This window comes from Sphingosinicella sp. BN140058 (assembly GCF_004135585.1).
Taxonomy (GTDB): Bacteria; Pseudomonadota; Alphaproteobacteria; order Sphingomonadales; family Sphingomonadaceae; genus Allosphingosinicella.
On record NZ_CP035501.1, the window covers coordinates 1,483,089 to 1,503,712 of the forward strand.

At 65.3% G+C, this 20,624-nt stretch carries 20 protein-coding genes; 11 read left to right on the plus strand and 9 right to left on the minus strand.

All coding sequences use genetic code 11. The annotated features are described in order from the left end of the window. Positions 1-26 precede the first annotated feature (26 nt). From serA to ETR14_RS06685, 4 genes are all read left to right on the plus strand, one after another. Positions 27-1,604, plus strand: coding sequence for a phosphoglycerate dehydrogenase (gene serA / locus ETR14_RS06670; protein ID WP_129383937.1), 1,578 nt, complete (start codon positions 27-29; stop codon positions 1,602-1,604). A 190-nt stretch (positions 1,605-1,794) separates the two neighbouring features. After that, a complete protein-coding gene (locus tag ETR14_RS06675; RefSeq protein WP_165356345.1) occupies positions 1,795-2,208 on the plus strand; it encodes an OmpA family protein in 414 nt (137 codons plus the stop codon). Between the two features lie 130 nt (positions 2,209-2,338). Next, complete coding sequence (locus ETR14_RS06680; RefSeq protein WP_129383939.1) at positions 2,339-3,628, plus strand: adenylosuccinate synthase; 1,290 nt, start codon at positions 2,339-2,341, stop codon at positions 3,626-3,628. A gap of 10 nt (positions 3,629-3,638) precedes the next feature. After that, a complete protein-coding gene (locus ETR14_RS06685) occupies positions 3,639-4,388 on the plus strand; it encodes a class I SAM-dependent methyltransferase (RefSeq protein ID WP_129383940.1) in 750 nt (249 codons plus the stop codon). Between the two features lie 146 nt (positions 4,389-4,534). On the opposite strand, the gene aroC is transcribed toward ETR14_RS06685, so the two are convergent. The 5 genes from aroC to ETR14_RS06710 are packed head-to-tail and all read right to left on the minus strand — an operon-like array spanning position 4,535 to position 8,857. Next, positions 4,535-5,605 (minus strand): chorismate synthase, encoded by a 1,071-nt coding sequence (gene aroC / locus ETR14_RS06690; protein WP_129383941.1) that lies wholly within the window; start codon positions 5,603-5,605, stop codon positions 4,535-4,537. After that, positions 5,602-6,138: a GNAT family N-acetyltransferase gene (locus tag ETR14_RS06695; RefSeq protein WP_206185987.1), complete on the minus strand. Its 537-nt coding sequence runs from the start codon at positions 6,136-6,138 to the stop codon at positions 5,602-5,604. The genes aroC and ETR14_RS06695 overlap by 4 nt, the downstream gene beginning before the upstream one ends. After that, positions 6,135-6,938, minus strand: coding sequence for an enoyl-ACP reductase FabI (fabI, locus tag ETR14_RS06700; protein WP_129383942.1), 804 nt, complete (start codon positions 6,936-6,938; stop codon positions 6,135-6,137). Before fabI ends, ETR14_RS06695 begins: the two co-directional genes overlap by 4 nt. Next, positions 6,938-7,900: a YihY/virulence factor BrkB family protein gene (locus ETR14_RS06705; protein ID WP_206185988.1), complete on the minus strand. Its 963-nt coding sequence runs from the start codon at positions 7,898-7,900 to the stop codon at positions 6,938-6,940. Before ETR14_RS06705 ends, fabI begins: the two co-directional genes overlap by 1 nt. A 6-nt stretch (positions 7,901-7,906) precedes the next feature. Continuing rightward, complete coding sequence (locus ETR14_RS06710) at positions 7,907-8,857, minus strand: DnaJ C-terminal domain-containing protein (RefSeq protein WP_129383943.1); 951 nt, start codon at positions 8,855-8,857, stop codon at positions 7,907-7,909. Positions 8,858-8,988: 131 nt separating this feature from the next. On the opposite strand from ETR14_RS06710, the gene pdxH reads away from it, so the two are divergent. The 4 genes from pdxH (at position 8,989) to ETR14_RS06730 (ending at position 12,614) form a co-directional block, all read left to right on the plus strand. Next, positions 8,989-9,567, plus strand: coding sequence for a pyridoxamine 5'-phosphate oxidase (gene pdxH, locus ETR14_RS06715; protein WP_129383944.1), 579 nt, complete (start codon positions 8,989-8,991; stop codon positions 9,565-9,567). Continuing rightward, complete coding sequence (locus ETR14_RS06720) at positions 9,564-10,499, plus strand: cation diffusion facilitator family transporter (protein WP_243455794.1); 936 nt, start codon at positions 9,564-9,566, stop codon at positions 10,497-10,499. Before pdxH ends, ETR14_RS06720 begins: the two co-directional genes overlap by 4 nt. Before the next feature lie 69 nt (positions 10,500-10,568). Then, positions 10,569-11,402: a PhzF family phenazine biosynthesis protein gene (locus ETR14_RS06725; protein WP_129383945.1), complete on the plus strand. Its 834-nt coding sequence runs from the start codon at positions 10,569-10,571 to the stop codon at positions 11,400-11,402. 105 nt (positions 11,403-11,507) lie between these two features. Continuing rightward, positions 11,508-12,614, plus strand: coding sequence for an NADH:flavin oxidoreductase/NADH oxidase (locus tag ETR14_RS06730; RefSeq protein WP_129383946.1), 1,107 nt, complete (start codon positions 11,508-11,510; stop codon positions 12,612-12,614). Here the strand turns inward: ETR14_RS06730 and ETR14_RS06735 are convergent. From ETR14_RS06735 to ETR14_RS06750, 4 genes are all read right to left on the minus strand, one after another. Next, positions 12,611-13,087, minus strand: a complete 477-nt coding sequence (locus ETR14_RS06735) for an NUDIX domain-containing protein (RefSeq protein ID WP_129383947.1) — start codon at positions 13,085-13,087, stop codon at positions 12,611-12,613. The two genes, ETR14_RS06730 and ETR14_RS06735, sit on opposite strands and share 4 nt — an antisense overlap. Beyond that, positions 13,084-14,094, minus strand: a complete 1,011-nt coding sequence (locus ETR14_RS06740) for a sensor histidine kinase (RefSeq protein WP_129383948.1) — start codon at positions 14,092-14,094, stop codon at positions 13,084-13,086. Before ETR14_RS06740 ends, ETR14_RS06735 begins: the two co-directional genes overlap by 4 nt. 254 nt (positions 14,095-14,348) lie before the next feature. Then, positions 14,349-14,657 (minus strand): hypothetical protein, encoded by a 309-nt coding sequence (locus tag ETR14_RS06745; protein WP_129383949.1) that lies wholly within the window; start codon positions 14,655-14,657, stop codon positions 14,349-14,351. A 129-nt stretch (positions 14,658-14,786) separates the two neighbouring features. Continuing rightward, the gene (locus tag ETR14_RS06750; RefSeq protein WP_129383950.1) at positions 14,787-15,140 is read right to left on the minus strand and encodes a PH domain-containing protein; all 354 of its coding nucleotides are present in this window, start codon (positions 15,138-15,140) and stop codon (positions 14,787-14,789) included. Between the two features lie 417 nt (positions 15,141-15,557). Here ETR14_RS06750 and ETR14_RS06755 point away from each other — a divergent pair, with 417 nt between their 5' ends. The 3 genes from ETR14_RS06755 (at position 15,558) to ETR14_RS06765 (ending at position 20,616) form a co-directional block, all read left to right on the plus strand. Next, complete coding sequence (locus tag ETR14_RS06755) at positions 15,558-18,713, plus strand: TonB-dependent receptor (protein ID WP_243455795.1); 3,156 nt, start codon at positions 15,558-15,560, stop codon at positions 18,711-18,713. 146 nt (positions 18,714-18,859) lie between these two features. Continuing rightward, entirely contained in the window at positions 18,860-19,588 is a 729-nt protein-coding gene (locus tag ETR14_RS06760) for a SapC family protein (RefSeq protein WP_129383951.1), read from the plus strand. A gap of 8 nt (positions 19,589-19,596) precedes the next feature. Continuing rightward, positions 19,597-20,616, plus strand: a complete 1,020-nt coding sequence (locus tag ETR14_RS06765; RefSeq protein WP_243455796.1) for a cupin-like domain-containing protein — start codon at positions 19,597-19,599, stop codon at positions 20,614-20,616. Positions 20,617-20,624: the final 8 nt, after the last annotated feature.

Below are 20,624 nucleotides of genomic sequence, written 5' to 3' on the forward strand. Positions count from 1 at the left end.
GGGGAGAGGAGGAAAGGAAAAGAAAGATGCCCAAGGTACTTATTTCCGATCAGATGGATCCCAAGGCCGCCGAAGTGTTCCGCGCGGCGGGTGTCGAAGTCGACGAGATTACCGGCCTCAGCAAGGACGAGCTGAAGGCGATCATCGGTCAGTATGACGGGCTCGCGATCCGCTCGGCGACCAAGGTCACGCCGGACGTGCTCGAGGCCGCGACCAATTTGAAGGTCGTCGGCCGGGCCGGCATCGGCGTCGACAATGTCGACATCCCCGCCGCGTCCGCACGCGGCGTCGTCGTCATGAACACGCCGTTCGGCAATTCGATCACCACCGCCGAGCACGCCATCGCCTTGATGTTCGCGCTGGCCCGCGAGCTTCCGGCCGCGGACAGCTCGACCCAGGCCGGCAAGTGGGAGAAGAACCGCTTCATGGGCGTCGAGCTCACCGGCAAGACGCTCGGCCTGATCGGCGCCGGCAATATCGGCTCGATCGTCGCCGACCGGGCGCTCGGCCTCAAGATGAAGGTGATCGCCTACGATCCGTTCCTCACCGCCGAACGCGCGGTGGCGCTCGGCATCGAGAAGGTCGAACTGGACGATCTGCTCGCACGGGCCGACTTCATCACCCTGCATACGCCGCTCACCGATCAGACCCGCAACATCCTCAGCCGCGAGAATCTGGCCAAGACCAAAGCGGGCGTGCGCATCATCAACTGCGCGCGGGGCGGCCTGATCGATGAAGCGGCGCTCAAGGAAGCGCTGGAGAGCGGCCATGTCGCCGGCGCCGCGCTCGACGTCTTCGTCGAGGAACCGGCCAAGCAGAACCCGTTGTTCGGCACCCAGAATCTCGTCGCGACGCCGCATCTCGGCGCCTCGACCACGGAGGCGCAGGTCAACGTCGCCATCCAGGTTGCCGAACAGATGTCTGAATTCCTGACCCGCGGCGGCGTCACCAACGCGCTCAACATGCCGTCGCTGTCCGCAGAGGAAGCCCCGAAGCTCAAGCCCTACATGGCGCTTGCCGAAAAGCTCGGCGCGATCGTCGGCCAGCTCGAGGGTGAAAAGGCCAGCGCGATCGCGATCGAGGTCGAGGGTGCCGCGGCGCAGCTCAACCAGAAGCCGATCACCGGGGCGGTGCTCGCCGGCTTCATGGGCGTCTATTCTCAGACGGTGAACATGGTCAACGCGCCGTTCCTCGCCAAGGAGCGCGGCCTCGACGTGCGCGAAGTGCGGCATGATCGCGAGGGCGACTACCACACGCTGGTGCGCGTCACGATCACCACGCCGGAAGGCCAGAAATCGGTTGCCGGCACCTTGTTCGCGAACGCCGCGCCGCGTCTGGTCGAGATTTTCGGCATCCGCGTCGAGGCGGAGCTCGAGAACGACATGATTTACATCGTCAACGAGGACGCACCGGGCTTCATCGGCCGGCTCGGAACCCTGCTCGGGGAATCCGGGATCAACATCGCCACCTTCAACCTCGGCCGCCGCGCGGCCGGCGGCGAGGCGGTCGCTCTGATCTCGGTCGACAGTCCGGTCGGCCAGGAGTCCGCGGCGCGGATCAAGGCCATTCCGGGCGTCCGCATCGCCACCCCGCTGCGCTTCTGATCGCCTTTTCTGCCTCTCCTCCCCTCCACGGCTTCGTGGGGGATGTGGCGCCCGGACTGCGCCCCGCGCGGTCCCAAGATGGCGCCACATGGGGTGGTCCTTCTTTCCTGTATTCACGGGAGATGGAGATCTAGGACGAGAAGAACCACCTTGCTGCCCCCTCCACGAAGTCGCAGGCGGGGATGCGTTGATGATCGAGGTCGAAGCCATGAGCATGCTCGCTTCGCTGGTGTTGTGGGCTTTGGCTGCGCCTCCCCCACCTCCTGCCCTGTGTGATCCATTCACGGTGTTCTTCGATACGGAAAGTGCCAGCCTCTCTGTGCCGGCACGCGCGCTCCTGGAGAATGTCAGGACTGCGGCCGCCGTGACCGGTGCGGAGCCCCTGAAGATCGTCGGCCATGCCGACCGCGCCGGATCCGAGACGTACAACATGCGCCTTTCCGCACGCCGAGCGGAAGCGGTGAAAGCCTGGCTGCAAGCACGTGGAATATCTCGAAGCCGTATGATCGTCGACGCTGCCGGCGAGGCCTGGCCGATTGTCGAGACGGAGGATGGCATCGCCCATCCTCGGAATAGGTACGTGTCAATCAGCCTTGGCTGTTGATGAGACGGCATCGGTGCGCAGGAATGGTGCGTGCGACGCGCACGAGTCCGAGGGCGAAAGCGCAAACCGCTTTCACGTCGGATGATCCTTCTCTAGAGGCGGCGCATCCGATTTTCGCGAAGGTAGATACGTGGCCAATGTGACCGTGATCGGCGCCCAATGGGGCGACGAGGGCAAGGGCAAGATCGTCGACTGGCTGTCGAGCCGGGCCGACGTGGTGGTTCGCTTTCAGGGCGGGCACAATGCGGGGCACACGCTCGTCGTCGGCGAGCAGGTCTACAAATTGTCGCTGCTGCCCTCGGGAATCGTCCGGGGGACATTGTCGGTAATCGGCAACGGCGTCGTGCTCGATCCGTGGGCGCTCAGGGCCGAGGTCGAGAAATTGACGGCGCAGGGCGTGGCGATCTCGCCTGAAATCCTGCAGATCGCGGACACCTGCCCGCTCATTCTGCCGTTCCACCGCGATCTCGACGCGCTTCGCGAGGATGCGTCAGGCCAGGGCAAGATCGGCACCACCCGCCGCGGCATCGGCCCGGCCTATGAAGACAAGGTAGGCCGGCGCGCCATCCGTGTCTGCGACCTCGCCCATCTTGGCCAACTGGGCCCGCAGCTCGACCGTTTGTGCGCCCACCATGACGCGCTGCGCGCCGGTTTCGGCGAACCGCCGATCGATCGCGCTCGGCTGGAGGCGGAGCTCGCCGAGATCGCCGATTTCGTGCTGCAATTCGCCGCTCCGGTCTGGCTTCGCCTCAACGCCGCCAAGGCCAAGGGCGAGAAGATGCTGTTCGAGGGCGCGCAGGGCGTGCTGCTCGACGTCGACCACGGCACCTACCCGTTCGTGACGTCGTCCAACACCATCGCGGGCACGGCCGCGGGCGGCACCGGCCTCGGCCCTTCCGCCGCCGGTTTCGTGCTCGGCATCGTCAAAGCCTATACGACGCGCGTGGGCGCAGGCCCCTTCCCGACCGAGCTCGAGGACGAGATCGGCCAGCGGTTGGGCGAGCGAGGCCACGAATTCGGCACCGTCACCGGCCGCAAGCGTCGCTGCGGGTGGTTCGATGCGGTGCTCGTCCGACAATCCTGTGCGGTGTCCGGAGTCACCGGCATCGCTTTGACCAAGCTCGACGTGCTCGACGGGCTCGAGGAGATTCGCATCTGCACCGGCTACCGGCTGCGCGGCGAAGTGTTCGATCACCTGCCGGCTCACGCCGCCGATCAGGCTGCGGTCGAGCCGATCTACGAGACGATCGAGGGCTGGTCGCAGTCGACGGCCGGCGCGCGCAGCTGGGCCGAGCTGCCTGCCCAGGCGATCAAGTACATTCGGCGGATCGAGGAACTGATCCAATGTCCCGTCGCTTTGGTGTCGACCAGTCCCGAGCGCGAAGACACGATCCTGGTGCGGGATCCGTTCGCTAACTGACGGAGCCGCGATGACCACCCGAGACGCGACCGGATTGCTGCCGCGGATCGGGGAAACGCCCGTCATCGATGCTTCCGGCGACCGATCGGCGGGCGATTGGGCCGCTCTCCTCGCTTACGGCGCGATCACCTGGCCGTGGCTGCTGAAGGGGCTGAGCGGCGGCTCGGAGGCCCAGCGGCGACATCTGCTGCACCGGCTCGACCTCCCTGCAGATGCCTTGCCCAATCTCGGCTCGTGGAAGGCCGACGCCGGCCTGCTGACCCTGATCGTGGATCACATCCTCGCCAACCGTCCCAGGCTGGTGGTCGAATTCGGCACCGGTGCCTCCACCCTCGTCATCGCCAGGGCGCTTCAGAAAGCGGGCGGCGGCCGTCTGATCAGCTTCGAGCAGCATGCGGATTTCGTCGACGCGACGCGGCGCTGGCTTTCCGACCACGGACTCGAAGCCGATCTCCGCGCGGTGCCGCTGCGCCCCTCGCCGGACGGGTGGCCGGGCCTCTGGTATGCCCACGGCCCGCTGCCGCACGACATCGACATGATGCTGATCGACGGGCCGCCATGGACGATTCATCCGCTCACCCGCGGCGCCGCGGCTTCGCTGTTCGACCACATCGCCCCCGGGGGCACCCTGTTCCTCGACGATGCGGCGCGGCCCGGCGAGCGGATCGTCGCCAGGCGATGGCGCAAGGCGCGGCCGGATTTCGATTTCCGGATGTGGAAAGGCGGCACCAAGGGAACGCTGATCGCCACGCGGCGCTGACAGCCCTCACCCTCCCAAGCCTGCGGCTTGGGCCCCTCCCTCTCCCCAAATGGGAGAGGAGGTTGCGCTCCTTGCGTTTTTCCCTCTCCCGCTTCGGGGAGAGGGAGGGACCCGCCGCGAAGCGGTGGGAGGGTGAGGGCAGTGGTTTACCCCTGCTGCGCTCTCTGCAGCAATTTCTGATCGGCAAGCACCAGCGCCATCATCGCTTCGACCACGGGTGCGCCGCGTATGCCGACGCAAGGATCATGCCGGCCGCGAGTGACGGCCTCGGCGGCTTCGCCGGACGGGGTGATCGAGGGTACCGGCGTGAGGATCGAGGAGGTCGGCTTGAACGCGACCCGGACCACCACCGGCTGGCCGGTGGAGATACCGCCGGCGATGCCGCCGGCATGGTTGGCGAGGAACTCGGGACGGCCCCCGGCACCCGGTCGCATCGGATCGGCATTATCCTCGCCGCGAAGCCGGGCGGCATCGAAGCCGTCGCCGATCTCGACCCCCTTCACTGCGTTGACCGACATCATCGCCGCCGCGAGCTCGCTGTCGAGCTTGGCGTAGATCGGCGCGCCCCAGCCGGCGGGGACGCCCGTCGCTACGCATTCGATCACGGCACCAAGTGACGAGCCGTCCTTCCGGGCGGCATCGACCAGCATCTCCCATCGCGCCGCGGCAGCACGATCGGGGCAGAAAAAGGGATTGTCGTCGATCGCGGCGTCGTCGAACGCTGCGGGATCGACGCGATCGCCGCCGATTTCGACCACATAGGCGCGGATCGACACTTCGGGCACGACGAGGCGCGCGACGGCCCCGGCGGCGACCCGCGCCGCCGTCTCCCGCGCCGAGCTGCGGCCGCCGCCACGCCAGTCGCGCGTGCCATATTTGGCGTCATAGGCGTAATCGGCATGGCCGGGGCGATAAGGCGGCGCAGCGTCGCCGTAATCTTTCGAGCGCTGATCGACATTGTCGATCATCAGGCTGATCGGCGTACCGGTCGTCTTGCCGTCGAACACGCCCGAAAGGATGCGCACCTGATCGGGCTCGCGACGCTGGGTGGTGAAGCGGCTGGTTCCCGGGCGGCGCTTGTCGAGCCAGGGCTGGATGTCGGCTTCCGACAGCGGAAGCAACGACGGGCAGCCGTCGACCACCGCGCCGAGCGCCGGCCCATGGCTCTCGCCCCATGTGGTGAAGCGAAACACTCGTCCGAACGTGTTGAAGCTCATGCGGTCAGTCCAAGTGCAGTGAAGGCGGGTGCGTAATCTGCCTTGCCGCGCACCGGGTGCGGCGCGTCGCCGAAGGTCAGCGCCATCAGATAAGGTCCGGAATAAGGGGAGGCAAAGGGCGATGCGGTCTCGGCCGAAAAGCCGAACCGCGCATAATAATCGGGCTCGCCGAGAACGAAGACGATTTGCTCCTTGGTCGCCTTGGCGATCGCCAGCCCGCCGCGGATCAGGCTCGTCCCGACGCCGCTGCGCTGCATAGGCGGAAGCACTGCGACCGGCCCGAGGCCGAGCGCGCGAAACGCCCTGCCGTCGCCTTCGACCTGCATTCGGCTGAGCAGCAGATGACCGATCACCTGACCCTCCTGCTCGGCGACCAGCGAGACGACGACGTCGCGATCGCGGTCGAGACGATCGACCAGAGCCGCCTCCGCGGGCGTTGGGAATGCGAGCAGGTGGACCGCACGGATCGCGCCCGCGTCGCGCCGCTCGGCCGGACGTATCGTCCGGCTGCCGGTCTCGGCATGGCCGCTCACGTCGTCGAGATGTCCGGCGCGTCCTCCGCCTTCATGCCGACGACATTGTAGCCGGCATCGACGTGATGGATTTCGCCGGTAACGCCCGAGGCCAGATCGGAGAGCAGATAGAGGCCTGCGCCGCCGACATCGTCGATCGTCACGTTGCGGCGGAGCGGGCTGTTATACTCGTTCCACTTCAGGATGTAGCGGAAGTCGCCGATGCCGCTCGCCGCAAGCGTCTTGATCGGACCCGCGGAGATTGCGTTGACCCGGATATTCTCGGGCCCGAGATCCATCGCGAGATATTTGACGCTGGTCTCCAGCGCCGATTTGGCGAGACCCATCACGTTGTAGTGCGGAATCACCTTTTCCGCGCCGTAATAAGAGAGGGTAAGCAGGCTGCCGCCGTTCGGCATCATCGCACGCGCCCGATTGGCCACGGCGGTGAAGCTGTAGGCGGAGACGTTCATCGTCAGCAGAAAGTTCTCGAGGCTGGTCTCGACATATTTGCCGCGAAGCTCGTTCTTGTCCGAGAAGCCGATGGCGTGGACGATGAAGTCGATCGTTTCCCAGCGCTCTTTCAGCGCCGCGAAGGTCGCATCGATCCCCGCCGGATCGGACACGTCGCATTCGATCAGAAAATCGGACCCGAGTTGCTGGGCCAGCGGCGCAACCCGCTTCTGCAGCGCCTCTCCCTGGTAGGAGAATGCAAGCTCGGCGCCCTGCTCCCCCAATTTCTTGGCAATTCCCCAGGCGAGCGACTTGTCGTTCGCCAGACCCATGATCAGTCCGCGTTTGCCCGACATCAAACCCGTCATTACGCTTCCCCTACCGCATCCGCTTCGTGCTGCTCCTCTACGCTCGGTTCCGGCGGTTCCGCCAGTGCCGCGTTGAGCTGTGCGCCGATAACCACGCCGAGCCCGATCACGAAGAAGAAAAACAGGGCGATGATCACGCCGGCAAGGCTGCCATAGGTGAGATCGTAGCCGCCGAGGCTGGACAGGGCGACTGGCAGCAGGGCGGTGGTCGCGAGCCACCATAAGGTGACGAATAGGGCGCCCGGCCACTTCTTGCACTTCATCTTCCGATAGCGGCGTGGGGTCAGCGAGACGAAGATGAGGTAGATCGATCCGAACAGGATGAGGCCGGGCACGATCCGGAACAGGGTGAGGAGCCCGATAACGTCTTCCGCTTGCGGGATCAGCCGGGCGATGAACTGCGTGATGCTCGACAGCAGGATCGAGGCGCTGAACGAGATCAGCATCATCAGCACCGAGGCGACGATCAGCCCGATGGAGCCCAGCCTATATTCCCAGAAAGGTGCGCCGCCGGTCACGCCATAGGCGCGCCGCAGGATGTCGCGGATGGTCTCGATGAAGCTGCCCGTCGTCCAGAGGCCGACGAGCGCGCCCAGCCAGAGAAGATTGCCGGACCGTGCGGCGAGGACGTCGCTGATCGGCTTTCTGAGCACGTCGGCGACGTCGGGCGGCATGGTTTGGAGCAGAGCCCCGACGGCCTGCAACCCGCCTTCGGTCTGCCCGAACAGGCGGGCGGCGGCGGCGGCGACGATGACGAACGGGAACACCGTCATCAGCGAGAGATAGGCGAGATTGCCCGCATGAATGAAGCCGTCGCTGTAGACGCCGAGCGCCACGCGCTTCATCACCTCGAACGGATATTGTCCGGGCCTCATTCCGTCCCGCACCCGGCCGAAGCGTTGGCGGGTCTTGGCGAGGCGCTGGCGCCTGGCTTCGGGAGATTCGGGCGATATCGTCTGCACGAGTGGCTAGACGCCCAGCCCCGCCCTCGGGTTTCCTTTGCCCTTTCGGCTCCACCCCTCAATAAAGGCGGTAAGCTCTGCATCGCCCGCCGGAATTTCGATCATCAGGGTCACCAATTGATCCCCGCGGGTCCCGCTCTTGCCGGTGAATCCCTTGCCCTTGAGGCGAAGCGTCTTGCCGGAGGAGGAGCCCGCCGGGATCGCGACCATCACGGGACCGTCGACGGTCGGGACCTTGACCTTGCCGCCGAGCACCGCCTCGTCCAGGCTGATCGGCAGGTCCAGCCGAATATGATCTCCGTCGCGTGTATAAAAACGGTGCGGACTGATGGCGATGGTGACGATCGCGTCGCCGTTGCCGGCCGCGCCCGGCTGGCCCTGGCCGGCCAGACGGATCTTCGCGCCTTCCTCCACGCCCTTGGGCAGCTTGATCGACACGGTCTTGCCGCCCTGCAGGGTGACGCGCTGATCCGCGAGCGTTGCCGCGTCCTCGAAACTGACCGCCAGGCGGTAGGAAGAATCGGCGCCCTTTTGCGGCGGTGCAGACCGACGTCCGCCAAAACCGCCGAAGCCGCCAAAACCGCCGCGACGCTGCGTACCGCCACCGAACAGACCTTCGAACACTTCGGAGAGATCCACTTCCTCGCCGCCGCCGAAGCCCCCCTGCGGCCCCCGCGCATAGCCGCCGCTGCCGCCGGCACCACCGCCGCCGCCACCGAAATTGAAGCCCCGCGGATTGCCGTCTTCGTCGATCTCGCCGCGATCGTAGCGGGCCCTTTTGTCCTTGTCGGTGAGGATGTCGTACGCCTGCGTGACCTTGGCGAACTTCTCGGCGGCGGCCGGATTGTCGCGGTTGCGATCCGGATGCAGTTCCTTCGCAAGCTTGCGATATGCCTTCTTGATCGCCGCTTCGTCGGAATCGCGCTTCACACCGAGAGTTGAATAAAGATCAGCCATGCGCGCTTCGTTCTCCACCGTGGCCAAAAAGTCCATTGTTGCAATTGGGCAACAGCCTTGAAATGGGTTCGCGGGCGCGCCCGCGCAAGCGTCGCCTTGTGCCGATAATCGATCGGCGGCAAAGAGCGGCGATGGCCGACGATCCTCATGCTTTGTTCGAAACCTGGATGGCGGAGGCCCGGCTCTCGGAGCCGAACGACTCCAATGCGATGGCGTTGGCGACCAGTGACGCGAGCGGTCAGCCTTCGGTACGGATGGTGCTGCTCAAGGGCCACGATGCGCGGGGTTTCGTCTTCTATACAAACCTCGACAGCCGCAAGGGCGGCGAGCTTGCCGGTAATCCCCATGCGGCCTTGCTGTTCCACTGGAAGTCGCTTCGACGGCAGGTGCGGATAGAGGGGCCGGTCGGGCCGGTCGCGGCCGAGGAAGCGGACGCCTATTTCGCCAGCCGCAGCCGCGACAGCCAGCTCGGCGCATGGGCCTCGGACCAGTCGCGTCCGCTTGATGACCGGGGGACGTTCGAGGCCAGGTACGAGCAGATGCGCCTGCGCTTCGAAGGTCAGGACGTGCCGCGGCCGCCGCGCTGGTCGGGCTTTCGAGTGGTGCCCGTCCGAATCGAATTCTGGAACGACCGCGCCCACCGCCTTCACGAGCGACGCCTGTTTACCCGTAAAGGCGACGGCTGGATCGAGGGCCTGCTGTACCCGTGAGTACGCAGCACGACGCTGCCGCGGATGGCCGCCTGGCCAGGCGGGCGGCGATTGCAAGCGTCTCTGTCGCTTTGTTCCTGCTCGTGCTCAAGGGCTATGCAGCCCTGGCCACAGGTTCGGTGGCGATGCTCGGCTCGCTGGCCGACACCGCCCTCGACGTGCTCGCCTCACTCATCACCCTTTACGGTGTGCGGCTTGCCGCCGAACCGGCCGACGAAGGCCACCGCTTCGGCCATGGCAAGGCGGAGGCGCTGGCGGCACTCGCCCAAGTCGCCCTGATCACGGTCTCCGCCGTCGGGATCGGCTGGCGTGCCGTCGATCGGCTGATCGCAGGCTCGGCCACCGCCCAGGCCGAATATGGCATCGGCGTTTCTCTCCTGGCGATCGCGACCACGCTTGCCCTGCTGTCCTACCAGCGGCGGGTGATCGCCCGCACCGGCTCTGTCGCGATCGAGGCCGATCACGTTCATTACCAGTCGGATCTGCTGCTCAACGCATCGGTGATCGCGGCGCTCGTCGTCGATCAATATCTGGGCGTCAGCGGCGCGGACTCCCTGTTCGGCATCGTCATCGCGTTGTGGCTGTTGTTCGGAGCGTGGCGGGCATCGGCGCGCGCGATCGACCAGTTGATGGACAGCGAATGGCCCGAAGACAAACGCCGCCGCTTCATCGAAGCGGCCGCGCGGCATCCCGAGCTCAAGGGGATTCACGATCTGCGCACCCGCACCAGCGGCGCGCACGACTTCGTCCAGTTCCACGTCTGGGTCGATCCGAAAATGACCGTCGCCGAGGCGCATCGGGTGATGGACGAGGTCGAGCACAAATTGGAGGAGGAATTTCCAGGCTGCGAGATCCTGATCCACGTCGATCCGGAAGGGCAGATCGATCAGCCCGGCAACACCTTGGCGGAGACGGATCTGACGCCGCGGTGAAGGGTCCTGCCCTGTTCCTCCACGCCGACCTTCGCTAATCCACCGCCGTCAACGCCCCGGAGTGCCTCCATGACCGCCTATCGCCTCGTTCAGGTCGATGCCTTCGCCGATCGCCCCTTTACCGGAAATCCCGCGGCCGTGGTGCCGCTGGAGGAATGGCTGCCCGACGCGGTGATGCAGGCGATCGCCGAGGAGAACAACCTCAGCGAGACGGCCTTCACCGTCCCGACCGGCGGCGATGCCGATTACGAGCTGCGCTGGTTCACGCCGACGACCGAGGTTGCCTTGTGCGGGCACGCCACGCTCGCCAGCGGACACGTCTTGCTCGAAGGCGAACAGGTGCGTTTCCGCACCCGCAAGGCGGGGATCCTGGTCGTCGGCAGCGACGGCGACGGCTACACGCTCGATCTGCCGCAGACACTGGTTCGTGAGGCCGACGCGGAAGCGCTGCGGTCGTTCGTCAGCCGCGACGGCAGCGGCCTCGTCGACCTGCTCACCGCCGATCCGGCAAGCCGCGCCGCGGCCAAGGCCTTCCTCAGCTACAAGGGGGCAGAAGCGACCGCGATTGTTTTGTTCGAGAACGAGGCGCAGGTTCGCGGCTGCGCGCCGGACATGGCGCGGCTGCGCGAGGTCGAGCTGATGGTGATCGTGACCGCACCCGGCGAGAGCCACGATGTCGTCAGCCGCGTCTTCGTTCCGGCCTGGGGCGTCGACGAGGATCCGGTGACCGGATCCGCCCATGGCGCGCTTGTCCCCTTCTGGTGCGAGCGGCTCGGTCGAGACTCGTTCACCGCCTTTCAGGCGAGCCGGCGCGGCGGCGCCCTGACCTGTCGGCGCGCGGGCGAGCGGGCGATCCTGCGCGGACAGTGTGTGACGGTGATCGAAGGCATGCTGCAAATCTGAGCGGGTATCTTTGCCGGAGACGGGACACCCGATCGGGTATCTGGAAACTCCGCCACGCTGACCCATCTTCTGTCGATCCGGGGCAGATGCCCAACCACAGGACAGATCATGGCCAGCCAGCTCTTCACGCCGCTTCCCGTCGGCGCGCTCACCCTTTCCAACCGCATCGTCATCGCGCCGATGTGCCAATATTCGGCCGACGGAAACGGCAATGCGACCGACTGGCACCTCATCCATCTCGGCAATCTGTCGCAATCCGGTGCGGCGCTGCTGATGATCGAGGCGACGGCGGTGACGCCCGAGGGCCGGATCTCGCCCGACGATCTCGGCCTGTGGTCCGACGAGAACGAGGCGGCGCTCAGCCGCGTGCTCGCGGGAGTCCGCCGCTATTCCGACATGCCGATCGGTATTCAGCTCGCTCACGCGGGACGCAAAGCGTCGACCCGGGTGCCCTGGGGAGGCGGCGCCCAGATCGGCCCGAACGAGGCCACCGGCTGGCAGACCGAAGCGCCATCGGCGATCCCGTTCGAGGCGCATGAGAACCCACCCACCGAGCTCGGCCGCGACGATCTCGTGCGACTGCGCGATGCCTTTGTCGCAGCGACGGTGCGCGCCGACCGGCTCGGCCTCGACGCCATTCAGCTGCACGGCGCGCACGGCTATCTGATGCACGAATTCCTGTCGCCGCTCTCCAATCGCCGCGAAGACGATTATGGCGGCAGCCTCGAAAACCGGATGCGGTTCCCGCTCGAGCTGTTCGACGCGGTGCGGGCCGCCTTCCCTGCTCACAAGCCGGTGAGCATGCGGGTGTCCGCGACGGACTGGGTCGACGGCGGCTGGGACGTCGAGAGCACGATTGCCTTCGCCCAGGCGCTGGAGGCGCGCGGCTGCGCGGCGATCCACGTGTCGAGTGGCGGCCTCCACCCCGACCAGAAGATTCCGGTCGGGCCGAGTTACCAGGTGCCGCTCGCCCGCCAGGTCAAGGAAAGGGTCGGCATCCCCGTCATCGCCGTCGGTCTGATCACCGGTTACGAGCAGGCCGAAGCGATCGTTGGAACCGGCGATGCCGATGCCGTCGCGCTTGCCCGCACGATCCTCTACGATCCCCGTTGGCCGTGGCATGCCGCCGCCGCGCTCGGCGCCCGCGCCAAGGCGGCGAAACAGTATCTGCGCTGCCAGCCGCGGCAGCATGCGGATTTGTTCAACGATTAAGGCCTGAGCCGTCCCGCGAGGGCGGCCTCGAGCGCGTCCAGGATCGGCCGCTGGCTGGGCAATATCCTGGCGCGCGCCTCGTCGAGGCCGTACCAGGCCGCAGCATCGATCTCCGGGAAACTGCGCAGCTGCCCGCTCCGCGGCGGATATTCCATGGTGAAGTGGTTGCTGACGATCGCGGTCGCATCGAGATCGCCTTCCAAAGCGAATGCATCGACCCATTTGCCCCCGGTTTGGCGAATGCGGCACAGGAAATCGGGAATGCCTGCGGGACGGGTACCGAGTTCCTCCTCGAACTCCCGCAGCGCGCACGCGGAGGCGTCCTCGCCGGGCTCCACGCCGCCCTTCGGAATCATCCAGGCGCCGTGATCGCGGTTCTTCCAAAAGGGGCCGCCGGGGTGCGCGAGCAATACTTCCAGCCGGCCAAGAGGCAGCCTGTAGAGGAGGATGCCGGCGCTGTGCGGAACAGTCATTCGGCGCTCGGCGGCAAAGAGATCGAATGGGTTGTCCCGCCCCCCGGTGTCGCGCGCACCTCCGCCTTCCCGCCGATCCGCTGGACGAATGCGGCGACCAGCTTCGTGCCCAGTCCCTTCCTGCTGCTCGGCGCGGGGGTGAAGCCCTTGCCGTCGTCCGCCACCTCGATCCGGGCGCCTTCGCCCTCCTTCGCCGCGCGAACCCAAATCGTCCCTCCCGCCTCGCCGAAGGCATGCTTGCACGCATTGGTGACGAGCTCGTTGACGATGATCCCGATCGACACGGCAACATCATGCGGAACCAGCATCGGCTCGATGTCCGACACGAGGGTGATCCCATCGGGCAGGATACCGCGGCGGATCTGAGAGCAAATTTCCTCCATCTGATCCTGCAGCCTGACCGCGACCAGCCCCTGGCTGCTCGGCGCAAGCGCATCGTAGACCGCGGCGATGGCCTTGAGGCGCTCGGTCGCCTCCTTCAGCGCGGCTTGCACTTCCGGGTTCGGAGATCGGCTTCCCTGAAGCGTCAGCAGGCTGGTCACGATCTGGAAATTGTTCTTGGTCCGATGATCCATCTCACGGATGGCATGACCAAGAAAATTGATCCGGCGCTGCCGCTCGAATTCACCCCGGCGTACTTCCCGCTGATACAGAGCGAGCGCGACGAGGATGACGATTTGCGCGAACAGCACGATGATCAGGGTCGTCGCGGTTGTTCCATCCCCGATCACGAAGCTTTGCTGGATGGGCAGCACGAAGTACCAGACGAGCGCCATGCCGAGCACGAGCGACAGCGCACCGCTGCGCCACCCTGCCAGCAGGGTGGCCAGAACCGTCGACAGAAATGCCAGCGCGAACGGCGCCTGTGGCCCGATCAGCGGCAGCAGCATCAGCCGAATGCCCACGAAGATACCGGTGATCGCGATCGCAACCAGCGCCTGCGTCACCCATCGGGGTAGCAGCCGCGACAGACGTGCCGGCAGGTCGAGCCTGACCACCCTGCGCACATCGCACCCCCGTTCCCTGCATGTCGCCGAGCGCCCCTCGCCGCGGCCAAGATATTGGCGCCGGACGATAATTCCGTCGGAGCGCAGCCGACTGCATAGCACAAAGGTTCGCCGCCCGCACAGCGGCGGAATCGTTAACAGAAATCAGGTTTGGCCCGCCCATGCGGACCCGACGCGACTGACCCTCGTTTGCGCATGGCGAACAGCAAACGAGGGCCTTGACTTAAACGCGCGGATTCCGCGCGTCCGTGCGCTCAGTAGCGGCGATGATCGTAATAGCCGCTGCGATTGCGGTAGCGGCGATCGTGCCGGTAATCGCGCCGATCGTCACGGCGCGCTTCCCGGATTTCGCGGCGGCATTCACGCAGCTCGCGGCGATACTCGCGGCGGCTGTCGGCCCGACGCAGTTCGCGCCGGCATTCACGCTGTTCCTGGCGCACTTCGGAGCCGCGACCGTAGCCATGTCCGTAACCATAGCCGCCGCCGCGCCAATTTTGGGCGGAGACCGCAGTTGCGGGGAGGATCGTGGCGGCCGCGAGCGCGGCAAATGCAAGAATACGCATAACTCTCTCCTGTCATCCGTCCGTCGGGAGGCGGATCGTCCCCTTCAGAACGAGTGGAGAGTAAAACAGGCTCCATGAACCTGAAACTACACCCCGTTCATGCAGCCGAAAGCGGTCGCGTAGTCCATCTCAGGCCAGCTTTGCGGCCAACAGCCTTTGCACGGCCGCGAAGTCCGTACCCTGATTGGCTCTGAGATGCAGAGGCTGGGCATCGTCCGCGAGCCAGATCCGCAACACGCTCCGGCTGCTCTCGGCCACGTCAGTGATCGCGAAATGCCGCAGCTGCCGCCACGGATAGGAGTTGGTCTCGATCTTTTCCTGCAGCAGATGCTCCCGTTGCACGATCAGGACCCGCAAAGGAGTGAACAGGATCAGGCCCGTCGGCGAGACGAAACCGGCCTGCACCTCTTCTCCCTCGATCAGGTAGGGAGTCCGTCCGCGAGCGTCAGCCGCAGTGAGTTCGTCGACGTCGAAGATCCGCATCGATCCTATCTGGTGGCCGCGATGTGCCCCCGCGATGGCTTCCTGGAAGCGCTTGTTCGCGGCAATTCCTCGGATTCCCCGCCCTTCGGGTTGCTGCACTGCAGCAGAAACAGGAAGAGACCGGTTACATGTTACGCAAACTTCCGCTTCTGTGTTGCACAGTCGTCACATTCATGCCGAGTCTGGCGCTTGCTACGGTCATGTGAAGTCACGCAAGTCCCTGCATCGCCTAGTCATTCCAATATATCAGACAAAATTGGGCAAGAAATTCGCACATGCACATGTCGGCCTTCGCTTGATCGACGAGGAGAGCCGTGTTAGCGCTAACGAAACTAGAGTTACTAAGGCGGCCAAAGAACTGGTCCGTCACTTCATGCAACTGGCCTGTAGAGCCTGAGGAAAAAAGGGGAGGAAGCCATGAACAGCCTTACCAGTCGAACTGCGTCCGAAACACGTTCGGGCACAATGCTGCGCGCGTCGCTGCTGCTCGGAGTGTCGAGCCTCGCCGCTGGATTGTTTGCTGCACCAGCCTGGGCGCAGGAAGCGACCACCGCGACCACCGCCACCGGCGAAGCCACGCCGGCGCAGACAAACGAGATCACGCCGACTCCTGCAGACGATGAAGAAATCGTCGTTACCGGCATCCGCGCCAGCCTTGAGGCGGCGATGGACATCAAGCGGGAATCGAACGGCGTCGTCGACGCGATCTCGGCCGAGGACATCGGCAAGTTCCCCGACACCAACCTTGCCGAGAGCCTTCAGCGCATTCCCGGCGTTTCGATCGACCGCCGCAACGGCGAAGGGTCGCAGGTCACGGTTCGCGGCTTCGGTCCCACCTTCAACCTCGTCACCGTCAACGGACGCCAGATCGCGACCTCCGACGTGAACGCGGTCGGCGGCGACCAGAATGTCGACTTCTCGCGTGCCACCGGACGCTCGTTCGACTTCTCGAACCTCGCATCGGAAGGCGTCAGCCGTCTCGAAGTCTACAAGACCGGCCGCGCCGCGATCCCTTCGGGCGGCATCGGCGCCGCGATCAACGTCGTCACCCAGCGCCCGCTCGACGGCAAGGCCGAGGGCCTGCGCGGCAGCATCGGCGCCAAGGCACTCTACGACACCAGCAACGACGGCTTCAAGATCAACCCGGAAGTCTCGGGCGTGGTCAGCTGGTCGGATGCCGAGGATCGCTTCGGCGTGTCTCTGTTCGGCGCGTACCAGAAGCGCGACAGCGCGGCTGCCAGCGCCACGTCGAACGACTGGAACATCGCGCCCTTCTCGTCGATGCCGGGCCGCGACGCGCAGACGGTGATCACCAACGCGCCGACCGATCCGAACCAGCTGGTCGCCATCCCGAACGACAGCCGCTACCATTATTCGGAATCCTCGCGTGAGCGCATCAACGCGTCGGGCACGCTGCAATTCCGGCCGATGGAGAACCTCACCCTCACCGCCGATGCCTTGTTCGCGCAGAACAAGATCTCTGAAGAGCGTGCCGATCAGACCAACTGGTTCAACCGTCCGTTCGACGCGGTGACCTTCGACGACGATCCCGTCGTCCGCACCGCCACCTTCCTGCAGGAAGGTTCGCGCTACACCGTCAAGGACATGGGCTTCGAGCAGCAATATCGCGCCACCAAGACCCAGCTTCAATCCTACGGCCTCAACGCCAATTGGGAAATCGCCGACGGCTTCACCCTGAATCTCGACGGCAACCACTCCACTTCGAAGAGCACTCCGGACGCGCGGAACGGCGCAAGCTCCACCCTGGTCAGCTTCGGCGCTCCGGTGATCGATGCGCACTCGGTCGACTATAACGGTTCGATCCCGCTGCAGAATTTCACCTTCAACGATCAAGAACGCGGCAACAAGAACGGTACGCTGGATCTCGGCGATCTCGGCACCCAGGTGCAGCGGACCAACGCGTCTCGCCAGAGCCACCGCATCAACCAGTTCCGCGCCGACCTTACTTGGGAACTGGACGGTGAAAGCCGCTTCGATGTCGGCACCACCTACATCGACTCCAAGATGACCAGTCAGCGCACCCAGACGCAGCAGCAATTGGGTGACTGGGGCATCGGCAATGTCGGCGACGTCGCCCAGTTTGCTGGCGATCTGATCGAGACCTACTGCCTGAGCTGCAAGTTCGATCACTACAGCCCGAGTTCGGCCGACATCGCCTTCCGCGGCAACGCCGTCGACCTCTACGAAGCTTTTGCCCAGGGCTATGCGAACAACCCGATCAACGTCACCGGCAGCGATTTCGACCGCGTCCGCGAGAAGATCTGGTCCGCTTACGCCCAGTTCAGCTGGAAGGGCGATCTCGCCGGCCGCCGCGCCGGGCTCGTCGCCGGCGTTCGCTGGGAAAACACCAAGGTCGATTCGTTCGCGGAGTTCAACGAGCCCGACAGCATCGATTGGGTGTCCGACAACGACTTCACCCGCCAGGTCCGCCTGATCGACGACACTCTGGTCACCCGCTCAGGCAAGGGCGAGTATAACAACCTGCTGCCTGCAGTCGATTTCCAGATCGAGCCGATGGACAATGTCGTCGCCCGCGTCTCCTACTCGAAGACGCTGGCACGCCCGGACTATGGCAATCTGTTCGCTTCGGAGCAGGCCAACGGCCCCAACCGTCCGACCGCGCTCGGTGGCGTACCGACGGGCTCGACCGGCAACCCGAACCTGCGGCCGCTGGTGTCGGACAATTTCGACATCTCGCTCGAATGGTATTTCGGCCGTACCAGCTACATCTCGGCGGGCTTCTTCGCCAAGCGGGTGAAGAACTTCGTCGGCGTCGGCCAGGTCGATCGGCCCTTGTTCGAGCTTCGTGATCCGAGCTCCGGCGCCGTCGGCACCCGCTCGGGCATCGCCCGACAGGAACTGGATCGCCTCGGTCTGACGATCAGCGACGTGAACCTGTTCACGATGACCGCGCTGCTGATCGAGAATGGCGGCAACATCGCCACCGCCTCGGGCCAGTTCCAGGCCAATCTGGTCAACGGCAATCTCAGCCAGGCCTTCGTCGACACCGTGCTGAAGCGCACCGACGTCGTCGCCAATGCCGCAGACCCGCTCTACAGCTTCTCGGTCGCGACCCCGATCAACAACCGCCGCGGCAACATCCACGGCTTCGAAATCCAGGGGCAGCATTTCTTCGGAGAAAGCGGCTTCGGTATTTCGGGTTCGTACACCAAGGTGCTCGGCGACGTGAAGGTCGATCGCGGTGCCGATCCGAGCGCCAACGTGTTCGCGCTTACCGGCCTCAGCGACAGCTTCAACATCACCGGCATCTTCGAGAAATACGGACTGTCGGCCCGCGTGGCCTACAATTGGCGCGACAAGTTCCTGGCGGCGGTCAACCGCGGCAACAACAGGAACCCGGTGTTCTTCGCGCCGTTCGGCACGCTGGATGCGAACATCAGCTACGACGTGACCGAAAATCTGGCGGTCTCGCTGGAAGCGATCAACATCCTCAGCGAGCCGATCCGCTCTTATGCCCGGTCGGAGAACCAATTGTGGTTCGCGCAGGAGCAGAAGCCCCGCGTCCTGCTCGGAGCACGCTACCGCTTCTGATCGGCGGCGGGATGACAAGGGAAAGGCCGCTGCATGTCAGCGGCCTTTTCTCTTCCCGCCGAAAAGGGTGCGCACCGCATGGTTGACGCGGCGCGCTGCATGTCCTCTGTTCCGCGCGAACGAGGACGAGAGTTGAGCAGGGCGTCATGACCAGGCAGGTTCTCCTCAACAATATCGATCATGCCGAGCTGAAGGTGATGCCGCGCTTCGGCACCGAACATGGCGACGCCGTCAATCAGCTTCCGGTCTTCCCAACCGAGTTCGAGGCGCTCCAGCGCGAATTCCCGATCCTTTTCCGCCGCGACGAAGAAGGCGCGTTGCAGGCGGTCGTCCTGCTCGGCCTCGATCGGTCGGAAAATCTGTTCCTCGGCAGCGACGGATGGCTGAGCCGAAGCGTGCCCGCGATCCAGCGGCGCGGCCCGTTCTCGATCAGCGTGGCGCAGCGCGGCGACGACCCCGACGCGGCCCGCGAACCCATGATCCATGTCGATCTCGACGATCCGCGGGTCGGCGGCAGCGAGGGCCACAGGCTGTTCCTGCCGCATGGCGGCAATTCGCCCTACCTCGCCGAAATCGTCGAAGTCCTGCGCACGATCTACGAAGGCCTGGAAGCGAGTGGGCCGATGTACGCCGCGTGGGAGGCGCTCGGACTGGTACAGCCGGTGGCGATCGAAATCGCGGTCGAGGAGGGACGCAGCTACAATCTGCCTGATTACCAGGCTGTCTCGGCAGAAGCGCTCGCGTCGCTCGGGGGGACTGCGCTCGACAGTCTGCACCGCGCCGGCTTCCTCGCCCCGGCGATCTTCGCTTTGTCCTCCCTGGGCAACGTGCCGCACCTCATAGAGCGCAAGAACCGCAAGGACGCGCAGCGATGAGCCGGCCCATGCGCAAGACGCGCACGCTGACCGGGATCGCGCCGGACGCAATCCCCTATGACGATCTGATGACGGAACAGCAGCCGGCGATCCTCAAGGGTGTCGCCGGCGACTGGCCGCTGGTCCGCCGCGGCCAGGATTCGGCGCTGGCGGCGATCACCTACATTCGGCGGTTCCAGGGCCAGCGTCCGATCGTCGCTTACACCGGCGCGGCCGAGATCAAGGGTCGCTTCTTCTACAATGAAGACGTCACCGGCCTCAATTTCCAGGGTGCACGCGCGCCATTGGGCGAGGTGCTGGCGCGTATCGAGGAGCATCTCGACAATCCGGACGCCCCCTCTTTCTACATCGGCTCGACCGACCTCGATCTCTATCTGCCCGGCCTTCGCGGCGAGAACGATCTGCTACTCGACAACGACATGTTCGTGCGCAATCCGCCGCTTGCCAGCATCTGGATCGGCAACCGGACGATCGCTTCGGCCCATTACGACATGTCGAACAATCTCGCCTGCTGCGTGGTCGGCAGACGGCGCTTCACGCTGTTCCCGCCCGATCAGATCGCGAACCTCTATCCCGGCCCGCTGGAGCCCACGCCCGGCGGCCAGGTTGTCAGCATGGTCGATTTCGAGCGTCCCGATTTCGAGCGGCATCCACTGTTCGCAGAGGCGCTCGCCGCCGGCGAGGTCGCCGAGCTCGAGCCCGGCGACGTTCTCTTCTACCCGGCGCTGTGGTGGCACCATGTCGAGGCGCTCGATCGCTTCAACGTCCTCGTCAATTATTGGTGGAACACCTCGCCCTCCTTCATGGACACGCCGCAGAACACCCTCCTCCACGCCTTGCTGAGCCTCAGGGACCGCCCGGCGCCGGAGAAGGAAGCGTGGAAGTCGTTGTTCGATTATTACGTGTTCGGGCCGGCGGAGCGGCCGGCGGCGCATTTGCCCGAGCATGCGCGCGGCAACCTCGGGCCGATGGACGATCTCAAGGCGCGGCGGCTGCGCGCGTTGCTGCTCAACCGCCTCAACCGGTGAAGGCGAGG

What these genes read in the sequence shown, in the direction of transcription:
- serA (WP_129383937.1), top strand. Translation starts at nt 27, where the DNA reads ATGCCCAAGGTACTTATTTCCGATCAGATGGATCCCAAGGCCGCCGAA.
- ETR14_RS06675 (WP_165356345.1), top strand. Translation starts at nt 1,795, where the DNA reads ATGATCGAGGTCGAAGCCATGAGCATGCTCGCTTCGCTGGTGTTGTGG.
- ETR14_RS06685 (WP_129383940.1), top strand. Translation starts at nt 3,639, where the DNA reads ATGACCACCCGAGACGCGACCGGATTGCTGCCGCGGATCGGGGAAACG.
- aroC (WP_129383941.1), bottom strand. Translation starts at nt 5,605, where the DNA reads ATGAGCTTCAACACGTTCGGACGAGTGTTTCGCTTCACCACATGGGGC.
- fabI (WP_129383942.1), bottom strand. Translation starts at nt 6,938, where the DNA reads ATGACGGGTTTGATGTCGGGCAAACGCGGACTGATCATGGGTCTGGCG.
- ETR14_RS06710 (WP_129383943.1), bottom strand. Translation starts at nt 8,857, where the DNA reads ATGGCTGATCTTTATTCAACTCTCGGTGTGAAGCGCGATTCCGACGAA.
- pdxH (WP_129383944.1), top strand. Translation starts at nt 8,989, where the DNA reads ATGGCCGACGATCCTCATGCTTTGTTCGAAACCTGGATGGCGGAGGCC.
- ETR14_RS06725 (WP_129383945.1), top strand. Translation starts at nt 10,569, where the DNA reads ATGACCGCCTATCGCCTCGTTCAGGTCGATGCCTTCGCCGATCGCCCC.
- ETR14_RS06735 (WP_129383947.1), bottom strand. Translation starts at nt 13,087, where the DNA reads ATGACTGTTCCGCACAGCGCCGGCATCCTCCTCTACAGGCTGCCTCTT.
- ETR14_RS06745 (WP_129383949.1), bottom strand. Translation starts at nt 14,657, where the DNA reads ATGCGTATTCTTGCATTTGCCGCGCTCGCGGCCGCCACGATCCTCCCC.
- ETR14_RS06750 (WP_129383950.1), bottom strand. Translation starts at nt 15,140, where the DNA reads ATGCGGATCTTCGACGTCGACGAACTCACTGCGGCTGACGCTCGCGGA.
- ETR14_RS06755 (WP_243455795.1), top strand. Translation starts at nt 15,558, where the DNA reads ATGAACAGCCTTACCAGTCGAACTGCGTCCGAAACACGTTCGGGCACA.
- ETR14_RS06760 (WP_129383951.1), top strand. Translation starts at nt 18,860, where the DNA reads ATGACCAGGCAGGTTCTCCTCAACAATATCGATCATGCCGAGCTGAAG.
- ETR14_RS06765 (WP_243455796.1), top strand. Translation starts at nt 19,597, where the DNA reads ATGCGCAAGACGCGCACGCTGACCGGGATCGCGCCGGACGCAATCCCC.